15 protein-coding genes are annotated in these 18,895 nt (G+C 42.4%); 2 read left to right on the top strand and 13 right to left on the bottom strand.

From position 1 onward, the window contains the following. The 7 genes from R0J88_RS02635 to xdhA are packed head-to-tail and all read right to left on the bottom strand — an operon-like array spanning position 1 to position 8,141. The gene (locus R0J88_RS02635; RefSeq protein ID WP_410898989.1) at positions 1-1,212 is read right to left on the bottom strand and encodes a urate hydroxylase PuuD; all 1,212 of its coding nucleotides are present in this window, start codon (positions 1,210-1,212) and stop codon (positions 1-3) included. 3 nt (positions 1,213-1,215) lie between these two features. After that, positions 1,216-2,580, bottom strand: a complete 1,365-nt coding sequence (gene guaD / locus R0J88_RS02630; protein ID WP_410898988.1) for a guanine deaminase — start codon at positions 2,578-2,580, stop codon at positions 1,216-1,218. 2 nt (positions 2,581-2,582) lie between these two features. After that, positions 2,583-2,933, bottom strand: coding sequence for a hydroxyisourate hydrolase (gene uraH / locus R0J88_RS02625; RefSeq protein WP_008128513.1), 351 nt, complete (start codon positions 2,931-2,933; stop codon positions 2,583-2,585). Further along, entirely contained in the window at positions 2,930-3,430 is a 501-nt protein-coding gene (uraD, locus tag R0J88_RS02620) for a 2-oxo-4-hydroxy-4-carboxy-5-ureidoimidazoline decarboxylase (RefSeq protein WP_410898987.1), read from the bottom strand. The genes uraH and uraD overlap by 4 nt, the downstream gene beginning before the upstream one ends. Beyond that, positions 3,427-4,317, bottom strand: coding sequence for a xanthine dehydrogenase accessory protein XdhC (gene xdhC / locus R0J88_RS02615; protein ID WP_410898986.1), 891 nt, complete (start codon positions 4,315-4,317; stop codon positions 3,427-3,429). The genes uraD and xdhC overlap by 4 nt, the downstream gene beginning before the upstream one ends. Further along, positions 4,310-6,649 (bottom strand): xanthine dehydrogenase molybdopterin binding subunit, encoded by a 2,340-nt coding sequence (gene xdhB / locus R0J88_RS02610; protein WP_410898985.1) that lies wholly within the window; start codon positions 6,647-6,649, stop codon positions 4,310-4,312. Before xdhB ends, xdhC begins: the two co-directional genes overlap by 8 nt. Further along, positions 6,636-8,141, bottom strand: a complete 1,506-nt coding sequence (xdhA, locus tag R0J88_RS02605; protein ID WP_410898984.1) for a xanthine dehydrogenase small subunit — start codon at positions 8,139-8,141, stop codon at positions 6,636-6,638. The genes xdhB and xdhA overlap by 14 nt, the downstream gene beginning before the upstream one ends. A gap of 473 nt (positions 8,142-8,614) precedes the next feature. Between xdhA and R0J88_RS02600 the strand changes: the two genes are divergently transcribed. Further along, positions 8,615-9,454 carry a DUF417 family protein gene (locus R0J88_RS02600; RefSeq protein WP_410898983.1) on the top strand — a complete coding sequence of 280 codons (840 nt, stop codon included), beginning with the start codon at positions 8,615-8,617 and terminating at the stop codon, positions 9,452-9,454. Positions 9,455-9,469: 15 nt separating this feature from the next. Further along, entirely contained in the window at positions 9,470-9,715 is a 246-nt protein-coding gene (locus tag R0J88_RS02595; RefSeq protein ID WP_410898982.1) for a Rho-binding antiterminator, read from the top strand. 341 nt (positions 9,716-10,056) lie between these two features. Here R0J88_RS02595 and R0J88_RS02590 read toward each other — a convergent pair whose 3' ends face one another. From R0J88_RS02590 to R0J88_RS02565, 6 genes are all read right to left on the bottom strand, one after another. After that, positions 10,057-11,130: a hypothetical protein gene (locus R0J88_RS02590; protein WP_410898981.1), complete on the bottom strand. Its 1,074-nt coding sequence runs from the start codon at positions 11,128-11,130 to the stop codon at positions 10,057-10,059. A 1,518-nt stretch (positions 11,131-12,648) separates the two neighbouring features. Further along, the gene (locus R0J88_RS02585) at positions 12,649-13,935 is read right to left on the bottom strand and encodes an allantoate amidohydrolase (RefSeq protein WP_410898980.1); all 1,287 of its coding nucleotides are present in this window, start codon (positions 13,933-13,935) and stop codon (positions 12,649-12,651) included. 15 nt (positions 13,936-13,950) lie between these two features. Further along, on the bottom strand, positions 13,951-15,180 hold the full coding sequence (locus tag R0J88_RS02580; protein ID WP_410898979.1) for a pyridoxal-phosphate-dependent aminotransferase family protein: 1,230 nt from the start codon (positions 15,178-15,180) through the stop codon (positions 13,951-13,953). A gap of 3 nt (positions 15,181-15,183) precedes the next feature. After that, complete coding sequence (locus R0J88_RS02575) at positions 15,184-16,008, bottom strand: sulfite exporter TauE/SafE family protein (protein WP_410898978.1); 825 nt, start codon at positions 16,006-16,008, stop codon at positions 15,184-15,186. A gap of 11 nt (positions 16,009-16,019) precedes the next feature. Beyond that, a complete protein-coding gene (locus tag R0J88_RS02570; RefSeq protein WP_410898977.1) occupies positions 16,020-17,585 on the bottom strand; it encodes a gamma-glutamyltransferase family protein in 1,566 nt (521 codons plus the stop codon). Beyond that, entirely contained in the window at positions 17,582-18,790 is a 1,209-nt protein-coding gene (locus R0J88_RS02565) for an amidase family protein (RefSeq protein WP_410898976.1), read from the bottom strand. Before R0J88_RS02565 ends, R0J88_RS02570 begins: the two co-directional genes overlap by 4 nt. Positions 18,791-18,895: the final 105 nt, after the last annotated feature.

Genomic DNA, 18,895 nt, shown 5'->3' with positions numbered 1-18,895 from the left:
TTATTGCTCCTTTTTAAGCGCTGTGAGCCAAGAGCCTAGCATTTCGCGTTCTGCATCAGTCATTTTGGTCATATTTGCCAATGGCATGTCTTTTGTTATAACTGCGCGGGTATGAATAAGCGTGCTGGCTTTTTTTACATCAGCAAGTGAGTCGAGCTTAAAGCCAAGCGGCGCTGTTTGAAAAAGCTCAGAGGTAGGTGTTTCACTGTGGCACTGTGTACAGTGCTTGCTGATTACATCCCACGCTTGAGTGTCGGTAATGCTTGCTTGTAAAGGTGCGTTTTCGCCTGCATTTGTTGGGCTGCTATGCCACGGAGCTATAGCCAGCATTAAGGCAAAAAAGGCGGCAATACCACTTATAAGTACCGAGGGTTTATTAACGCCTTGGTGCTTTAAGTTAAAGTAATGGCGTATCCACATGCCAATGCCAAATAGCGCAATTAATATAAGCCAGCCAAAGCTGTGGCTGTAGGTATATGGAAAGTGGTTGCTCAGCATAATAAATACCACAGGTAACGTGGCGTAGTTATTATGAATAGAGCACAGCTTTGCTTTTAAACCCGGTGCTGAATCAGGAATGCGGCCAGCTTCTACTTCGCTTACCATGTAGCGTTGCCCTGGCATAATAATGTGGTACACATTGCCAACCATACACGTACCAATAAGCGCACCTACATGAATATAAACCGCGCGGTCACTAAATAGCTGATCGACCCCGTAAGTCCAAAGGGCCAATATGCCAATAACCACAGCAATAAACGCTTTGCCGTTTTCAACAAGCGGGGTTTTACACAACAAACGATAAACACCATAACCTAAGCCAATAAATCCAAGCGATGCGCCAATAGCAGCAAATTTACTGAGCTCACTTTTACTGTTATCGATTAGGTAAACATCGGCGCCAACATAATAAAGTAGGCTAAATAATAAAATACCCGTGATCCACGTTGTGTAGGCTTCCCATTTAAACCAGTGCAGGGTGTGTGGCATTTGTTCAGGGCCATTTTGATACTTAGCCACTTCGTAAAAGCCACCGCCGTGCACGGCCCATAAATCGCCTTTTATGCCTTTGTTTTGTTTCCACTGGGGTGGTGTTTGTAAGTTGTTATCAAGCCATGCAAAATAAAACGATGCCCCAATCCAGGCTATGCCCGCAATTACATGAAAATAACGCAGTACTAAGTGAGCAAGCTCAAATAAATAATTTTCCATTGGCTAAGCCTCTTCTAATTGCGGTGTCTGGGTGGCTGTAAATTGTTTTTTATCATCGCGCTTATACACGCTTGTACCCATGATGTAGGTTTGTTCAATGCAGCGGTCGTCGCCTAACATCATCATGGCAAAGAGTTGCTCGTGCAGGGTTTTTGCATGGCCAATTCTGAATTTTAAAAACGAGGTGGCGGCGTAATCCATTACAATAAAGTCAGCCTCGCAACCTATTGCAAAATTACCTATGGTGCCCTCTAAATCAAGGGCTCGCGCACCGCCAAGAGTTGCTAAGTATAGGCCCTTAAAAGCTGAGAATTTTTGACCTTGAAGCTGCTGAATTTTGTACGCTTCGTTACCTGTTTGCAGCATAGAAAAACTTGTTCCTGCCCCTACATCTGTACCCATGCCTACGTTTATACCGTGCTCTTCACAGGCTTTTAAGTTTAATAAGCCTGAGCCTAAAAATAAGTTAGAGGTAGGGCAGTGCGAAATAGCCGCGTTGTTATCTGCAAGGCAGCAAAGCTCACGCTCAGATAAATGAATACTATGAGCAAATACCGAACGTTTACGCACCATTTTAGCTTGCTCGTAAACACTTAAGTAGTCATCGGCATCGGGAAATAACCCTTTTACCCATTCACACTCGTCTTTGTTTTCAGATAAGTGCGTATGCAGGTACGTGTCAGGGTATTCTTCTAATAATTGAGTACATTTTTGCAGTTGTTCGGGGGTTGATGTAGGCGCAAAACGTGGCGTTACCGCGTAGCTCAACCTATCAACATTGTGCCATTTTTTTATTAGTGCTTTTGATTGATCGTAACTGGTTTGCGCGCAATCTGATAAATCGTCAGGGCAATTACGGTCCATCATCACTTTACCAGCAATCATGCGTAAATTACGTTTTTGAGATTCGTTAAAAAACGCATCAACCGATTGTGGGTGTACCGTACCAAAGACTAGCGCGGTGGTGGTGCCATTACGTAGTAGCTCATCTAAAAAGCGGTTTGAAACCTCACTTGAGTACACTTCACTGGCAAACTTTTTTTCGGTTGGGAAGGCGTATTCTGTAAGCCAGCTTAAAAGTTGCTCGCCATACGCGCCGACCATTTCGGTTTGTGGCAAATGTATGTGCGTGTCTATCATGCCAGGCATAACCAATTTGCCATCGTGGCGAATAATAGTGGCTGATTTATCTAAGCTTGGCAGTATGTCTTGCTCGTGACCAAGGTTAACCACTTTACCGTTTTGAATAACTAACGCGCCTTTCTCAAAATAGCGATGGGCGCTTTCGCCTGCTATGGCAGGGTCGTCAACAAAATCGAGTATGTTGGCACAAATTACGGTTAGTTTATTATTGTTGTGGGTGCTCATAATTAGCTGCCTCTGTACGTTGAGTAGCCAAATGGGCTAAGCAATAATGGAATATGATGGTGTTTTTGATCTTGTAATCTAAAGGTAATTTGCGCTTCTGGGTAAAACGCTGGGGTAGGTTGGTTTTTATAGTAACTATCTAAATCAAATACCAACTTATAGGTTGCAAATGCTACGTCTGTATTTAGCCAGTCGGTAATGCGCCCGTCGCTGTTTGTTTTACCTTGAGCAATTAATTGCCACTCGTTATTAGTGTGAACAAACAATTTTACTGTGACATTTTCAGCCGGCTTGCCTGTACTGGTATCGAGAATATGGGTAGTGATAGGGCTTTTATTCATACTTTTATTCATAGCAATGACTCCAATCTTATTTTTGTTATTTTGGCTTGTTCGCCCGCGGCAATTGTTAGCTCTTTTTCGCGGGTGTTGTGTACGCGCTGCTCTATTAGCTCAAGCATTTTCTCAGCACTTTTACCGCTGGCACACACAATAAAAATAAAGCCAAATTTACTGAGGTATTGTTTATTTAGCGCAATCATTTTTTTTAGGGTTTGCTCGTTTGCTTTACTCATACCCGATTGTTCGTGCCCCGCTTTTTTTGCGGTAGCGGCGTACTTTTTACTTAATGTTGATAAATCGCCTATTTGCGGGTGGCCTTCAAAAGCGGCCAAATAATCGCTCTCACTTAGGCTATCCCATACGGTTTGCGCACTGTGAAAGAGGTGATCTTTATTTTCAAATGGCATGATATTTAGCATACCGCTTACCCAGTTAGGAGCGGCGCAGCAGTGCTCTAATGCTTGATGCGCTTGCGCTGCATTTAGGTCGTTAATTTTTAAGCTACTCATGCGCTTTCTTCCTCGTGCGTGGTGCTAATTAATGCATTTTTAAGTACGCGCCATTGCAGGCCTTGGCGTTTGGGCGCATGGGTTTGCATAGCCTGATAAAGGCCAATTAACTGCCCGCTAATCGAAATGGCTACTTCCATAGGGAGCTTGCCCGTTACATTTTCAAGCCCAACAGGGCAGGTCATTTGGTTTATTTGCTCGGTGGTAAAATTGCGATGAGCTAAGCGTTGTTTAAAGCGTTTTGCTTTGGTATCTGAGCCAATTACACCAAGCCAATTGGCATCAGCGCGTTTAATAATGGCTTGTGTGAGTGCAAAGTCGAGCTGGTGGTTATGGGTTAATATTAAGTAATTATTAGCCTTTGGCGCGCGTTTAACTTGCTCAGTTGGCTCCTCATCAACCACTTTTATTACGTTATTAGGAATAACTTGCGGGAATACATCGGCGCGGCTATCTATCCAACGTATACGCATAGGTAATTGCGCCAATATACCAATAAGCGCCTGTGCTACATGTCCTGCGCCATAAATATCAAGCGTAAAGCGCTCGCATTGCATGCACTCAAGCATAACGGTGGCAGCTCCCCCGCAGCATTGGCCTAAATTTGCGCCTAGGTTAAATTGCTCTATCACTTGCGCCGTCTCACCTTTGGCAAGTAGCTCGCGGGCTTTTTCTATTACTACGTATTCAAGGTGGCCACCGCCAAGGGTGTCGTAAATATGCTCGCCGCTTATTACCATTTTAGAGCCTGTGCCACGAGGGGTTGAGCCATTGGTTCCCAGCACTGTCGCAATAACATAGTTAGTGCCGCTTTGTTCGTGCTCATTTATAGCCTGCGCCCAATTTTGAGTATGAAAACCCTGAAATGACTCATTTAAATTAGCCATGTTGCTGCTCCTTAAACCAGCTAGCGGTTTGCTCAATTGCATTTAATACACGTTCAGGTGTAGCAGGCGTATCAAGTGGAGCGGTGTATTTGTAATCAGCCACACTGCTTATGGCGTTACGAATCGCACTCCACACACTAAAGGCCAACATAAACGGCGGCTCGCCAACTGCTTTTGATCTAAAAACGGTGGTTTCTGGGTTGGCAGAGTTATATAAATTGACGTTAAATTCGGCTGGGGTATCGCCTATAGCCGGAATTTTATAGTTAGCTGGGCCAAAGCTGGCAAGCTGGCCTTTTTCGTTCCATTGTAGGTCTTCGGTGGTAAGCCAGCCCATACCTTGCACAAAAGCCCCTTCAACTTGCCCTATATCAAGTGCTGGGTTAATTGAGCTGCCCACATCGTGCAGAATATCAACACGGGTTACGGTGTTTTCGCCTGTCAGCGTATCTACTTCTACTTCGCTCAGTGCTACGCCGTGCGCGTAGTAAAAAAATGGGCGGCCTTCGCCTTTCGCTCTGTCGTAATGAATTTTAGGCGTGGCGTAATAACCGGTTGATGAAAGCGATATTCGATTCATGTAAGCAAGGTTTGCAAGTTCGCTAAAGCTAATTTCGCCTTTACTAAAGGTAATCAGGTTATCTTTAAATACAATACTTTGGCTGTCTACTTCAAAGTGCTCACTTATGAAGTTTATTAAACGCTCTTTTATAGTATTTACCGCGTTTAGCGCCGCCATGCCATTTAGGTCAGTCCCGCTTGATGCAGCAGTTGGCGAGGTGTTTGGTACTTTGTCGGTACGAGTAGCGCTTATGCTTACTGCGTCAAAATCAACGCCAAAGCCATGGGCTACAATTTGCGCTATTTTTGTATTAAGCCCTTGACCCATTTCGGTGCCGCCATGGTTTAAATGAATTGATCCATCGCTATATACATGCACGAGTGCACCCGCCTGGTTTAAGTGCTGTACGGTAAACGATATACCGTATTTAACCGGCGTCATCGCAAGGCCTTTTTTGATAATGGGCGATGATGCATTAAAGGCTTTAATTGCCTTTTTTCGCGCCCAGTAATCACCCGACTCCTCAAGCTGGCTTATCATATCTTTTAAAATATGCTGCTCTACTGTTTGATGATACGGCGTAGTGTCGCGGCCTTTTTTGTATAAATTAAGTTTTCGGATCTCAAGCGGATCTTTACCCAATTTAGCGGCTATATCGTCCATTATTAGCTCGCCCATGATCATGCCTTGCGGGCCACCAAATCCTCTGAATGCGGTGTGGCTTACAGTATTAACTTTACAGCGATTCCCTTTAATTGTGGCGGCTGGGTAGTAATAAGCGTTATCGGCATGAAACATGGCGCGGTCTACAATGGCATCGGATAAGTCAGGCGAATAACCACAAAACCCATTTACGGTTACATCAGCGCCTTCAATTAGGCCATTTTGGTCAAACCCTACATGGTATTGATTATAAAATGGGTGGCGTTTACCGGTAAGTTTAAAGTCGTCGCTGCGGGCTAGCCGCATTTTAACGGCGCAGCCAAGGTAATAAACCGCAAGCGCTGCAAGGCAAGCCCACGGCGCGCCTTGAGTTTCTTTGCCGCCAAAAGCACCGCCCATTCGGCGGGTTTCTACGTTTACAAAGCTAAATGGCTTTTTTAAAATTTTGGCAACTAAGTGCTGCACCTCGGTTGGGTGCTGCGTAGAACATTGCACATGAATCCCGCCATCGTTGTCGGGCTGAGCGAGTGCTATTTGCCCCTCAAGGTAAAAGTGTTCTTGCCCGCCTATGTGTATTTCACCTTTAAGTTGGTGGGCTGCATTATTTATGGCTTGCTCGCTATTACCGCGCTTGAGTGAATGTGGCGGTCTTACCCAGTGCTCTTTTTTTATCGCTTCTTTAATATCAAGTATGGGGGTGGTTTGCTCGCACTCTATAACCACTAAACGAGCAGCGCGGCGCGCCATTTCGTAGCTGTCGGCAACGACTACCAGCACAGGTTGCCCGTGGTATTGAATTTCGTGATTGGTTAATAGCACATCACCTGGGAATATTGGGCCAATATCAAGCTTACCGGGTACATCATCAGCCGATAAAATACGCTTAACACCTGCCACTTCAAGCGCTTTGCTTGTATCAATTGATTTAATAAAGCCGCTGGTAATGGGCGCAAGTACTGGGTAGGCGTGTAAGCAGCCATGAGGCTCTGGGTTATCGTCGGCGTAGTTTGCATTGCCACATACTTGTTTTATTGCGCTTTCGTGATACTTAGATTGGCCAACGCTTCCGCCTTGGGCTTTTAGTTTATCCATTTCAAAGTGACGCATGTGAGATCCTCGTAATGGCAATGTTATTATTTTTATTACTACTAGGCTGTGCACCGGAAAACTCAATACCAATACGCTGTAGCAAGTTTTTGCTTACCGTAGTGCGATAATGTGCGCTGCTGCGTACATCGCTCATGGGGGAAAAGTCGTCATTTATAGCGGCTGCGGCATCTATAAACGTACTTACTTGTAAGGGCTGAGCATTAAGCTTTTGCTCTATGTGCGCAGCGCGTTTGGGTATTGCTGCCATACCGCCCATGGCGCAGCGGGCATTGCTAATTACGCCTTGTGTTTGCTCAATAGCCAGTACTAAACACACAGTAGATATATCGTCTTCAAAGCGTTTTGAAATTTTATGACACGCAAGCTTTAACGAGTCTGGGCGTTTTGGTACGGTAATTTTGCTAATTACTTCATCGCTTTTAATGACTGTTTTTTTGTAATCAACAAAGTAGTCAGCCACGTTTATGGTACGTGTGCCTGCTGCGCTTAATAAATCCATGGTGGCATTAAGTGCAATTAATAATGGGGCTGGATCGCCAATAGGAGAGGCATTTCCTATGCTGCCACCTAAGGTGCCACTATTACGTACTTGGTTAGAGCCAAGGCGTTCAAACAGCTCTTTAGACTCAGGGTAGTAAGTGTAAAACGCTTCAACAAATTGGCTGTAAGGTAGTGCTGCACCAATATGTAGCTCGCCGCTGTTATCGGTTAAAGTGCACAGCTCACTGGTTTGGCTGAGGGATATTATTACATCGGGTAATAGCATATTTTGGCTAAGCTCAATGGCAAAGTCGGTGCCACCAGCAACCAAGTGTGCATGCGGATATAGCGCTTTTAGTTCAACTAGCTGCTTAGCATTTTGTGGCAAGTAGAATTTGCGTGGGCCATTTTTTAAAAATGGAACATCGTCATCATATTGCGTATTAAGTGAGGCTTTAAACTGAGCGGCCATGGCTGAGTAAGGCTCATTCTTGCACTCATAGCTGTAGGATTTTTCTACCGCGAGTAAAATAGGGCTGTAGCCAGTACAGCGGCACAAGTTACCACCTAGAGCATGAATAGCAGCTTTTTTACCTGGGTAACTCGGGTTATTAATATAAAGCGCCAACATGCTCATTATTATACCTGGGGTACAAAAACCGCATTGCGAACCATGGCACTCTACTAATGCGCGTTGTACTGGGTGTAAGTCATTAAGGGCTGGGTAAAGCCCCGTTGTTACAGCCTCTACGGTTACTATGTGTTTTGCGTGTGCATTGCCTAATAAAAGCAGGCAGCTGTTCATAGTTTGGTAGTGCCAAACTGGGTTACCGTTTGAGTTTAGTTTTTCTTCGCCAACTAAAATTGTGCACGCGCCGCAATCGCCTGTAGCACACCCTTCTTTGGTGCCCATTTTCCCTTTTTTGGTGCGAAGCCAGTCCAAAATGGTGAGACTTGGCGAGCATTCTTGTTCTTCAATTGGCGTGTCATTTAATAGAAACTGAATCACACAGACCCCCTTAGCTTTTTAACACCCTGTTTTTAATAAGGTTTGTTGTTTGCTTTTTCGTATTGTTATTGCGCAAGTAAGAAAAAAGCTGTTTTATTATGATTAATACTTTGCAGTTAATATGCCATATCTGACCGATCGGTTAGCTTTTTTGTGTTTAGTTAATTTAACAAGCATTAAAAGCAAGGGGGTGTATTTATTTTTATATTTTATATCAGAGGTTTATTTTGTTTTTATTCTTTTTTATATGAGGTGATTAAATTTTTTTGTTAGCTTTTAGGTGAAATTTAAATAGCTTTTATATATAAACCTGACCAAAAGGATATGTTTATTTTTGTGAGCTTTTTGCTTTTGAAAAGTGCGTTTACATAACTTTTTAAGTTACAGATGTGTGAATATTTGATTGGCTAGGTTGAATGCTTTTTATAAATAACAAGGTCTTTATTAGGCATGACAAATTTAATGAGCACACAATGAACCTAACACACACAAATAACGCACTCATCTTCATACTTACACTCAGCTTTGCGTTGCTTGGTGTATCGTTTGCTTTAGGTGCAAACCCAAACACACTTACAGCGACCTTTAGCTTTTATGAACATGATAACTTACTCAGTGTAAATACGTTAGGTTTGCTCACAGGCACCGCTATGATTGCATTGGCACTCGCCACTCTAGCCGCACATTTAAAATTACTAAAGCCTATGCCAGTAGCTGTTTTAGCGTTAATTGTTTGCATTGTGTCTTTACTTACTTTATTGGCTAGTAACCGTTGGATGGCACAGTTAGGAGGCTTTCCAATTATTGGCAGTGGGCAAGGCATTATTAAATACTTTGCTGTTATTCCTTTGTATTTATTTTTGTTTTATAAAAATAAGCTCACCGACAAACAACATGTTTTTTTAAACTTTATACCGGTTGCGATGGTTTTACTGTGGATTGACGGCATGAAATTTTATGAGTTTGAAGCCAAAGCCATTGTAAGCCTAGTAGAAACTTCACCGTTTATGTCGTGGTTATACACGGTATTTAGTGTACAAGGCGCATCAAACGTAATTGGTGGGTTTGATGTATTATTTGCAGTGTTACTCGGTGCGGGCATTTTAATTAACAATAAAAAGCTCATTATTGTTAGTGGTTTAACGTGTTTAAGTGTATTTTTAATGACCCAAACATTTTTAATTACCGCCACCGGCGCATTAAGTTCAGGCGCGTTATTAGATCGATTAGGCCAATTTGTAATTAAAGATTTATGGTATGTGGGCAACTTAATTGTTATTGCCACTTTAATGCTGCTTAAGCCAGCTAAATAATGTAAAGAGAACTTTATGATCCGTTGCAACCATTACGATTACATCGAAATTGCTTGTATGCACCATTTAAATATTGAGCTTATTTTAAAAAATGGCGATGTTGTGTGTGGTGTAGCCGCTGATACAAAACGCAATGCACTCAAACAAGAGTGCATTGCCATAAATGCAAGTGGCGAGCTAAAGCTTATTGTGCTCACTACAATTAGTCTACTCAAAGCGCGTGAGAAAACCCCATACTTTTACCACGTGAACTTTATTTGAATGAAAAGTAGGATGTTTTTGTTTAAGCTAAGCGAATAATGCTTAGCTGTTTTCCTTTACTTTGAAATCTGTTTTTACACATGATAATACCTTAATTTGTCCTCGCTAAATCTTTAATTTAAAAGATAATGCTACGTTTGATATTTTTACAGCAGTAGTTGCTATTGCAACTAAAGAGCAAACTATTGCATGAATAATAGATGGCGTTTAATGAACGCATGATTCAAAGGGCTGAAGAGCTTTTCATAAATTGTACTACTCTTCTCCAAATAAAATGATACTCTGGGCATAAAAAAGCCAAGCTTAAATACTTGACTCTACTATGGCTAATTCGGAATTTACTATAAATCAAACGAGCAGGAACTGACTTCTTTCTTCTTGACCCAGGTTAATTCATCTATTATTTTATATTCAAAGTTGTACTCACCTAATTTAGTTTTACTCATTGCTTTTAATGGCATGCCACCAAAGAAGAATCCAGAACTATGATAGAGAACTTCACCTTTCCATAAGACTTTTAAATTATCACCTGATTTTGCTTCAATAAAGCCCATTCTATTTTTTTTGTAACTACAAATTGGGTCACCATTTGAAGCCGTTTTTAAGAGGGACTCTTGAAGACCCCACAAACGCTTTTTGAGATTATTGATTTCTTTCAGTTGTGCTTTTTGGGCATTCAAAAATTTATTTTTAGCATTTTCGTTTTTGATTCTTTCCAATCTCAAAGCTTCTTTACGAGCAATTTCTAATTCTTTTTGTTTCATTATTAAAGCATTATGTTTTATAACTTTTTCGTTTTCTATATTAACTCGTACTAAATAGTCTTGAATTGGTGCATCAGAAAATTCTTTTAGTACTGCGGGGAACTCTGAAAAGGTATACCTTGATTTCAAAGTATCTTGAAAACTTTTAGCCCAGAGTTTAACTTGTTCTTTATTTAGTTTAATAAGCATAGACTCAATTTTAGATAATTCGAAATATATACTTTTAAAATTTTCTTCATAATTATCAAATGCTTCTTTAATATCGTATAATGATACATATGAAAATTTGCTGGTTGTAATGTTACACTTAGTAGCCTCTTCTAAGGTAGTAATATCAATAGGTTTTGTAGTTGTACATTTCGTGTAAAGCATTCCCCATAGTTTTAGGTTTAACATATCTTTATATCCATGAATATTATTACCAGAAACTCGAATATCTCCAAAAGCTTTATCAAAGAGCATATTTGGTGAGTATGCAAATCGTCTAAAGTTAATTTTTATACCAGAAGCTTTTAATACTGGTAGACCATTATGGTAAGATGCCAGTTTATTCTCTATATGATTAAGTTCTTGAGCAGTATTTTCTGGTGAGGATGCACAGCCTGTTAATGCGATAGCTATAAATAATGTAGTTATTCTTTTTTTGTTCACTATATAACCTTTATGTTTATGATTTTAATATTGTTATTATTTAATTTTAATTGAATGTGGGGAATTTGAAAAGATGAAACATTAACAACACTGAGCTTTACAGCTGTAGTAATCTATTAAAGTTCGTATTTAAATCTCGCTGCCAATAAATAATTAACTAGACACCCATCTTGAATTTTTCTTTTTTTAAATTACGTTTCAGTTATTAAAGAAAACAAGCAGAGTGCTTTATGATTATTGCTAGAAAGCGTGAAGAAAGTTTGGGTAATATACAATACTATTACTGTATTTCATGGGGATTTCGTCGAGCATTTTTATGTGCCCAAGACTAGTTTTACTGATCGATCTTATGAGCATCGACGAGTGCGGGTTGAAAATAAGCTGCTTCAATTAGCGAATGTAAATTAAGATGATTCTGGTTTGGGTGTAAAACAAAGGACAAAAAACAGCAGGCTGCGTTTCTTTTGCACCAGTTTTAGCCTTCTATTTTGTGCCGTTTACCGTAAGTGTTAGCATTCAAATCTACAGCCTAATTATGTTGCTAAAGGATTATCGTGAAATACTTAGGTTTTTACTCTTTTCAGTCGACTTGTATCTATTACTAGTTGCTTTATCAACAATAGTGACGTCGATAGTTGGCTTTGATGAGATCATTCAAAGTACATCATACACTTTTTCCCATTACGCCATCGAGTCTGTAACCTCTTTTATCGTTTATTGTTACCTAGGGTATACGCAAACAGTGAACCCCTATAAACAAGCTGGTTTAGTCGCGACTGTTTATTGGTTTATTAACTTATGTGTCGGTGCTTTGCTATATATATTGTTAGAATTACCAATTGAGCCTTTAGTGTATTTCATTTCAGCTTTGCTGCATGTTCTTGCTGTTTTATTAGGGACTCTACTTAGTATTAAATTACGTTATAAAATAAAGTTGGATGTGAACGCAACTTGACAAATAGCAAAGGAGAGCAAGCGCAGCTGTTCTTTGTCATGTTAACTATGCTTTATATTGATGTATCAAAAATAGGTGATTTTGACTTTAAATTCTCTTTAAGTGTCAAATGGCATGATACATATTAAATTTGGTATTTTACTTTTACTCTTATTACTTTCTACAGCTATAGCCCTAAGTTTTACTATATCAATCTGAATTTTGGGCTGTCCGAAAACGGCCATTTATTATTTAATGCAATCAAGTTTCTACCTTTTATTTGTAATAACACTGTAGGTTATTTATCGTTGGATTAAAAACACCAAAAAAGGTAGTGGCTTATAATTACTATTGGTAATTACAAAAGAGAAATAATTGACGTAAATACGCCGTTTAAACATCAGTAATATTACAATTGAATATAAAAAGCAGGTATTTACTATTACTGCTGTAGCTGTAGCTGTAGCTGTAGCTGTAGCTGTAGCTGTAACTCATCTTGGTGATATGCGAGTATAACCTCGCAAAGTTAATCGTTAAATAGAGCAATACTTACATTTTAACCTCTGGATTACTTATTAGCTTCACTATTCTTTTAACGTTTGTGTATACAGTACAAGCGCGCTGTACATTATGCTGAGTGCTTTTGTTACATCGCTGTCGATAACAGCTTCTGCGGGGTGATGGCTTATGCCGCCAGGGCTGCGTATAAATAGCATGCCAACGGGGCAAATTGGAGCGATTGCCATTGCATCGTGCCCAGCGCCAGAGGCAAGTGAAGGCGATGCTTGGTTGTTAAGTTTGCATGCGCTAGTAAATAAATGCTGAATTTGAGTGTCGCACGCTACGGCTTCGGCGGCATGAGTCCACTGCCAATCAAGCGTTAAATTGCGTTTGTTTGCTATAGATTGAGCGCTGCTTTGTATGGCGCTTAGTAAGTTAGCGAGATCGGTGTCGCTCTGTGCACGTGCATCTAGGCTAATGGTGGTTTTACCAGCAATAACATTTGTAGCGCCTGGGCGAGCATGAATTTGCCCTACGGTGGCAACTTCGCCATTAATCGCGTTTTTTGCTAGTTGCTCTATGGCAAGTGTAAGCTCGGCACACCCAACTAACGAATCCTGCCTCAAGTTCATTGGGGTTGTACCCGCGTGGCCGCTTTGACCTGTTAAAGTGATCATAGCGCGTTTGGCGCCAGCAATAGCGGTTACTACGCCTAGCGCCTGATTTACCGATTCAAGCACAGGGCCTTGCTCTATATGAGTTTCCCAGTAACCGAGTAACTCGTTTTTATTTAGTGCTGCTTTAGCGTAATCATCTGGGTTTAAACCAAAATCCAACATGGCTTGGCGCATAGTAATGCCGTTTGTATCTTCTATATTTAACCACTGCGGGTCAAACTCGTTTGCCAGTGCTTTTGAGCCAATTAAAGTGGTGGCAAAGCGGGTGCCTTCTTCATCACAAAAACCCACAACATCTAAATGAAAGGGTAGATCTAGCTCTAATTCATGTGCAAGGGCGGCTATTTCAATACCGAGTAACACCCCTAAAATGCCATCAAATGCGCCGGCATTGGGTACGGTGTCAAGGTGTGAGCCTATAATTAAGCGTTTAGCGTTTGGGTTTGATGATGCTAAGCGCCCCCACAAATTGCCTACTTCGTCTTGCCACGATTGCATGCCCGCCTCTGCCATCCACTCGGCAGTAACGCTATTACACTCTTTGTGCTCTTTAGATAAATACACACGGTGAATGCCGCCTTGCATTTGCGATAGGCTACTAAGTGTTTTACAACGCATTAAGGCGCGCGCGGCAAATTTATTAGCCAGCTCGCTGTTTAATAATGGCTCATGGAGTGGGCTTGCAATCGTCATGCTAAATCCTTTTTATTATTTGTAATGGGAAAGGGCGGCAATAGCGGCTTCGCCTTTAGGGCCTTTGTAACCGTTGGCATGCAGGCAGGCATCTAGGCTTGCCAATGTTTGTAATACGGCATCTTTACGGGCGTTGTAGCCCATGGTGCCAATACGCCAAATTTTGCCATGCAGCGGCCCAAACGAGGTGCCAATTTCAATACCAAAGTCGGTTAGCATTTGTCCGCGTACATGGTCGGCGTTAATTCCTTCGGGAATATACACACCCACTACGTTGTTCATTTTATGACTAACGTCGCCAAATACGTTTAAGCCCAGCGCTTGAATACCCGTTAGCATGGCATCGCCGTGTAATTTGTGGCGGGCAACGCAGTTATCTACGCCTTCTTCAATAACAATGCGAGCACATTCTGATGCGCAATACAGCATGCTGGTGGCTTCGGTGTGGTGGTTAAGGCGCTCCTCCCCCCAGTAATTCATGATCATGCCTAAATCAAAGTAGTTAGAGCGTACAAATGGCTCGGTGCCGTCGGTATGCTCCGCGGTGCGGATCCCCGCTTCTACTTTTTTACGCTTTTGGATCCAATTAGCGCATTTATCGCTTAGTGTTAATGGCGCAGAACCAGACGGGCCACCTAAACATTTTTGCAAACCAACCGACAGCGCGTCGAGTTTCCATTCATCGGCGGGTAAATCGTTACCCACAATTGAGGCGGTGGCATCGCAGTAAAATAATACATCGTGCTTTTGACAAATATCACCAATGTATTCAAGCGGCTGGTTCATGGTTGTTGAAGTATCACCTTGCACCATGGCAAGTACATGGGGTTTTACATCAACAATGGCTTTTTCTATTTGCTCGGGGGTAAATACTTCGCCCCACGGTACGTCTATGGTGTGTACTTTAGCGCCTACGCGCTCGGCTATTTCAGCAAGCAAGTGGCCAAAGCGGCCCATAATGGGCACCAGTACTTTATCGCCAGGGCGTAAAATAGAGCACAATACGGCTTCTATGCCTGCGCGTGATGTGCCATCAACTAACATGGTCCATTCGTTTTTGGTTTTAAATATTTCACGATAGCGGGCCATGGTTTCGTTCATAAAACCGGTCATTACTGGGTCGTATTGCCCAATTAGCTGCGCCGACATAGCACGCAGTACGCGTGGATCTGCGTTAATTGGCCCAGGCCCCATGAGTAAACGCTGCGGCGGGTTTAAAGTTTGAATTTGCGTGTTGCTAAACATGTTTTAGGCTCCGAGAGTCTGAATAAGCATGCGAATACCCGTTATCATTAAGACAATGGCAAAAGCGCGTTTTAATTGTTTTTGATCCAGCTTACTACCAATTTTTACGCCAATAGGCGCAAACAAAATAGTGAGTGGAATAATAAGTAAAAAGGCAGGGAGGTTAACTAACCCCCACGTACCTAGGGGAGCATCGGTTGGCGTGGTGCCAATACTTAATAAGGTAATTACGCCCGGTAGCGCAATCAATAAGCCAAATACAGCTGCTGTGCCAACGGCAACATGGGCACGTACGTTAAATGCGTTAAGCATGGGCACACCAATTGTGCCGCCGCCAATGCCTATCATTACCGATAAGCCACCGACAATACTTGCCATTATGCCTTGGCCAAATTTACCCGGTAACTTACTTACAAGGGCAGGGGCGCCGGCTCTAAATAACATGTTAAGGCTGACTAAAATAGCAATACACGCAAACATAAGTACTAGTGCATTACCGCGTATTGAGTGCGCTAAGTAGCTGCCTACAACGGCCATTACTAAAATAAACGGCGCCCAGTATTTAATTAAAGCAAGGTCAATGTTGCCCTTTGCATGGTGCGAGCGAATAGACGAAATAGACGTAGGCACTATGGTGGCAAGCGATGTCGCGGTGGCTATCATCATGGCCGACTCAGGGCTTACGCCAAAACCTTGTAGTAAAAAATACAGCACAGGTACGATAACAATACCGCCGCCTACACCAAAAAGTCCTGCTAAAATTCCGGCAAAAATACCGGTTGCTATTAAGGCCGCAATAATTGGCCATTGATTCATTATTTCTGTCATGTGTGTTCCTACTACGTTGATGAAACAGTTGCACGGCCATCAGAGCGAGGATCCGTTGCAGCTTCAAGGGTTGTAGGTGTATCTAAAATAGCACCCGCGTGACCCATCATTTCGTTGTTGTCTTCGACACTTACCCAGTCGTGGCCACGTTTATTTAATTCATTGTCTATTTGGGCAGCGAGGCTGTGTTCTATTTTTAAATTTGTGCTGGTGTCGCCCCATGTGCGGCCCAGTAACCAGCGCGGATCGCTTACCGCTTGGTTAATTGATTTATTTCGCCACGCGTATCCGGCAAATACAGCGGCTTGAGTTTGTGGTTGGCCTTCACCACCCATAGTGCCGTAGGCAAGGCGTCTGCCATCGTCAAACTTAGCCATAGCTGGGTTAAGGGTATGTGCAGGGCGTTTATTTGGCGCTAGTGCATTGGTATCTTTAGTGTTTAAGCTAAAGCTTAAACCGCGGTTATTCCATACAAACCCGCCTTCGCTCATGAGTATGCCGCTACCAAATTCCCAGTAAATACTTTGAATAAAGCTCACTAGTTGGCCGTTCTTATCACGTGCTCCCATCCAGACGGTATCGCCGGGCTGGGCATCAAACGGCCATTTTTTGGCGGTATTCATATCAATATTGTTGGCAAGCTCGGTTAAACGCTCATCAGTTAATGCGTTTTTATAATCATCGCCAAGCGCTTTAGGGTCGGCCCAAAGCGTTGGGCGGTGCGTAAAGCTTTGCTTGGTGGCTTCTACAATTAAGTGGGTCCAATCGGCCTCGGTGTTAGCTTTGTGTTTTAGCTTATTAACGGTACCAATTATTTGTAGCGAATGTACGCCTTGAGTAGGTGCAGGTAAGTTATAACAATTAATACCCGACAAATTAGCATTTAGCGGGCTTACTACATCGGCTTGCGTGTTGGCAATATCATTTGGGGTAATAATGCTGCCAGCTTTGGCTAAATCGGCTGCAAACGAGTCGGCAAGTTCGCCTTCATAAAAAGCGTTTAAGCCGTGCTTTGCCAAATGCTCAAAAGTATTGGCCAGTTGTGGGTTTTTAAAATGTTGGCCTGCTTGTAACGGTTTACCGTTGGGTATGTATAGCGCTTTAAAGGCATCGTTTGTACTGGTAACCGTCGCGAGTTTTTCACAGCCTGCTTGCAAACTTTTGGTAACAGTAAACCCTTCGCGGGCAAGTTTGATAGCTGGGGCTAAAATAGTACTTAGCGAAAGGGCTGCGTGCTCATCTAATTTAAGGGCTTTTTGCCAGCCACGAAGTGTAGCCGCTTGAGTCAATGCGCTTAAACCTCCACGCTCTGGTATTTGTTGCTCATTGCTGTAGGCGCTGATGTCGTTTGGTGCACGGCCGCATGCATCAATTGCGGTGGGTGTGCTTTGGTTTGGGTTGTCAATAAGCCAAAAACTGTCGCCACCAATTGAGTTCATATGTGGGTAAACCACGCTAATAGCAGCGGCTGCTGCAACCATAGCCTCGGTGGCTGTGCCGCCTTGCTTTAATATTGAGGTGCCTGCCTCGGTCGCTGAAAAGTGCGGGGCCGTAAAGGCAATGTTGTGTGCGTTCATGTGAGAGTTTCCTGTTTAAAATATGCAGCTAGTTGTGTTGCGCAGGCAAGTAAGCTTTTATCGTTATTGTGGCTCATCATGAGTGAAAACCCATATGGATGGCCATTTGCTAGATTAGCCAATGGTAAGTGAACTTGCGCCGAGCGGCTCAAGCCCGCAATAGCCGATAGCGTAATTATTTGCCTGCGTAAGGCACTTGTGTCGGCGCCCAATTTAGGTGCGGTTGTTGGGGTTGTTGGCAAAAATAAGCAGCTAGTTGAATTTAGGTTTTTAGCAATTAATGTTTGCCATTGGGTTTGAACGTTAAGTGCTTCTTTTTCTTCTTGGGCGGTTAGTGCCAATGCCATTTTAAAACGGGCCGCAATTGCCGGAGCAAACTGGGGAGAGTGCTCCGGCAACTGAAGCCAATCTTTGTGCGCTTTAGCAATAGCACGTCCTTGCAATATTCTAAAACTATCAGCGAGTTCGCTTAATAAGCTGATGTTAGGTAGTTCAAAATTTTTGTGGTGTTTAAAATAAGGTTTGGTTTTTTTAAGCAATTGTTTAAGTGGTGCTTGTAAAGCTGGGCTGACTAACTCAAATAAGGGCTCACAAATAACCAAGGTATTTACACTATTAATAGCTTGGCTTGGTAACAATGCGTCACCTACTTTTTCTAATAGTTCTGCGCTTTGGGTAAGCCAACCAACGGTATCAAAAGGCGGTGCTAGCGGGATCAGGCCGTCTTTTTCAATTACGTTATGGCTTGGCCTAATACCAAATAAACCGCAATAACTTGCGGGTATTCTAATAGAGCCTCCGGTATCGGTGCCCAACCCGATGTCAGCTAAATTGCCGGCTACTGCGGCGGCTGATCCCATACTAGAACCACCGCATGCATGCCCTTTTATTTTGGGGTTTTGTGCTGCGCCATAGTGAGTGTTATTGCCTTCTAAGCTATAGGCAAGCTCGTCGGTATGGGTAAAACCTTTAAAAATACAGCCTGCATCCATTAATTTGTTTACACTACTTGCTGTTTGCTGGGCTGGTGGATGTGTTTTAAACCAGCAGGGATTACCTGCACTGTTTTTTTGCTTTTTAACGGCAAATACATCTTTTACGGCTAGGCGCTTAGTGCTTAGTATGCCCGTTTGACTTGATTGCCAATTACTGGGTCCATGGTCACAAAATATACCTGTGTTTTTATTTTTTAATTGCGTGTTCATTTTGTAACCCATCTACATAAAACTGACCAAATGGTTATTTACTAATTTTAAATTGAGTAAAAGAGAATAGTGTTGTTATTTTTTTTAGCTCTCTACGTAATATCT

Source organism: Pseudoalteromonas sp. SIMBA_162 (assembly GCF_046535955.1).
In the GTDB taxonomy this organism is placed as follows: Bacteria; Pseudomonadota; Gammaproteobacteria; order Enterobacterales; family Alteromonadaceae; genus Pseudoalteromonas; species Pseudoalteromonas marina.
This window is presented reverse-complemented; position numbering and strand designations above follow the sequence as displayed.

Excerpts from the sequence above, each read along its gene's own strand:
- R0J88_RS02635 (WP_410898989.1), bottom strand. The coding sequence starts at position 1,212 with ATGGAAAATTATTTATTTGAGCTTGCTCACTTAGTACTGCGTTATTTT.
- guaD (WP_410898988.1), bottom strand. The coding sequence starts at position 2,580 with ATGAGCACCCACAACAATAATAAACTAACCGTAATTTGTGCCAACATA.
- uraH (WP_008128513.1), bottom strand. The coding sequence starts at position 2,933 with ATGAATAAAAGTATGAATAAAAGCCCTATCACTACCCATATTCTCGAT.
- uraD (WP_410898987.1), bottom strand. The coding sequence starts at position 3,430 with ATGAGTAGCTTAAAAATTAACGACCTAAATGCAGCGCAAGCGCATCAA.
- xdhC (WP_410898986.1), bottom strand. The coding sequence starts at position 4,317 with ATGGCTAATTTAAATGAGTCATTTCAGGGTTTTCATACTCAAAATTGG.
- xdhB (WP_410898985.1), bottom strand. The coding sequence starts at position 6,649 with ATGCGTCACTTTGAAATGGATAAACTAAAAGCCCAAGGCGGAAGCGTT.
- R0J88_RS02600 (WP_410898983.1), top strand. The coding sequence starts at position 8,615 with ATGAACCTAACACACACAAATAACGCACTCATCTTCATACTTACACTC.
- R0J88_RS02595 (WP_410898982.1), top strand. The coding sequence starts at position 9,470 with ATGATCCGTTGCAACCATTACGATTACATCGAAATTGCTTGTATGCAC.
- R0J88_RS02585 (WP_410898980.1), bottom strand. The coding sequence starts at position 13,935 with ATGACGATTGCAAGCCCACTCCATGAGCCATTATTAAACAGCGAGCTG.
- R0J88_RS02580 (WP_410898979.1), bottom strand. The coding sequence starts at position 15,180 with ATGTTTAGCAACACGCAAATTCAAACTTTAAACCCGCCGCAGCGTTTA.
- R0J88_RS02575 (WP_410898978.1), bottom strand. The coding sequence starts at position 16,008 with ATGACAGAAATAATGAATCAATGGCCAATTATTGCGGCCTTAATAGCA.
- R0J88_RS02570 (WP_410898977.1), bottom strand. The coding sequence starts at position 17,585 with ATGAACGCACACAACATTGCCTTTACGGCCCCGCACTTTTCAGCGACC.
- R0J88_RS02565 (WP_410898976.1), bottom strand. The coding sequence starts at position 18,790 with ATGAACACGCAATTAAAAAATAAAAACACAGGTATATTTTGTGACCAT.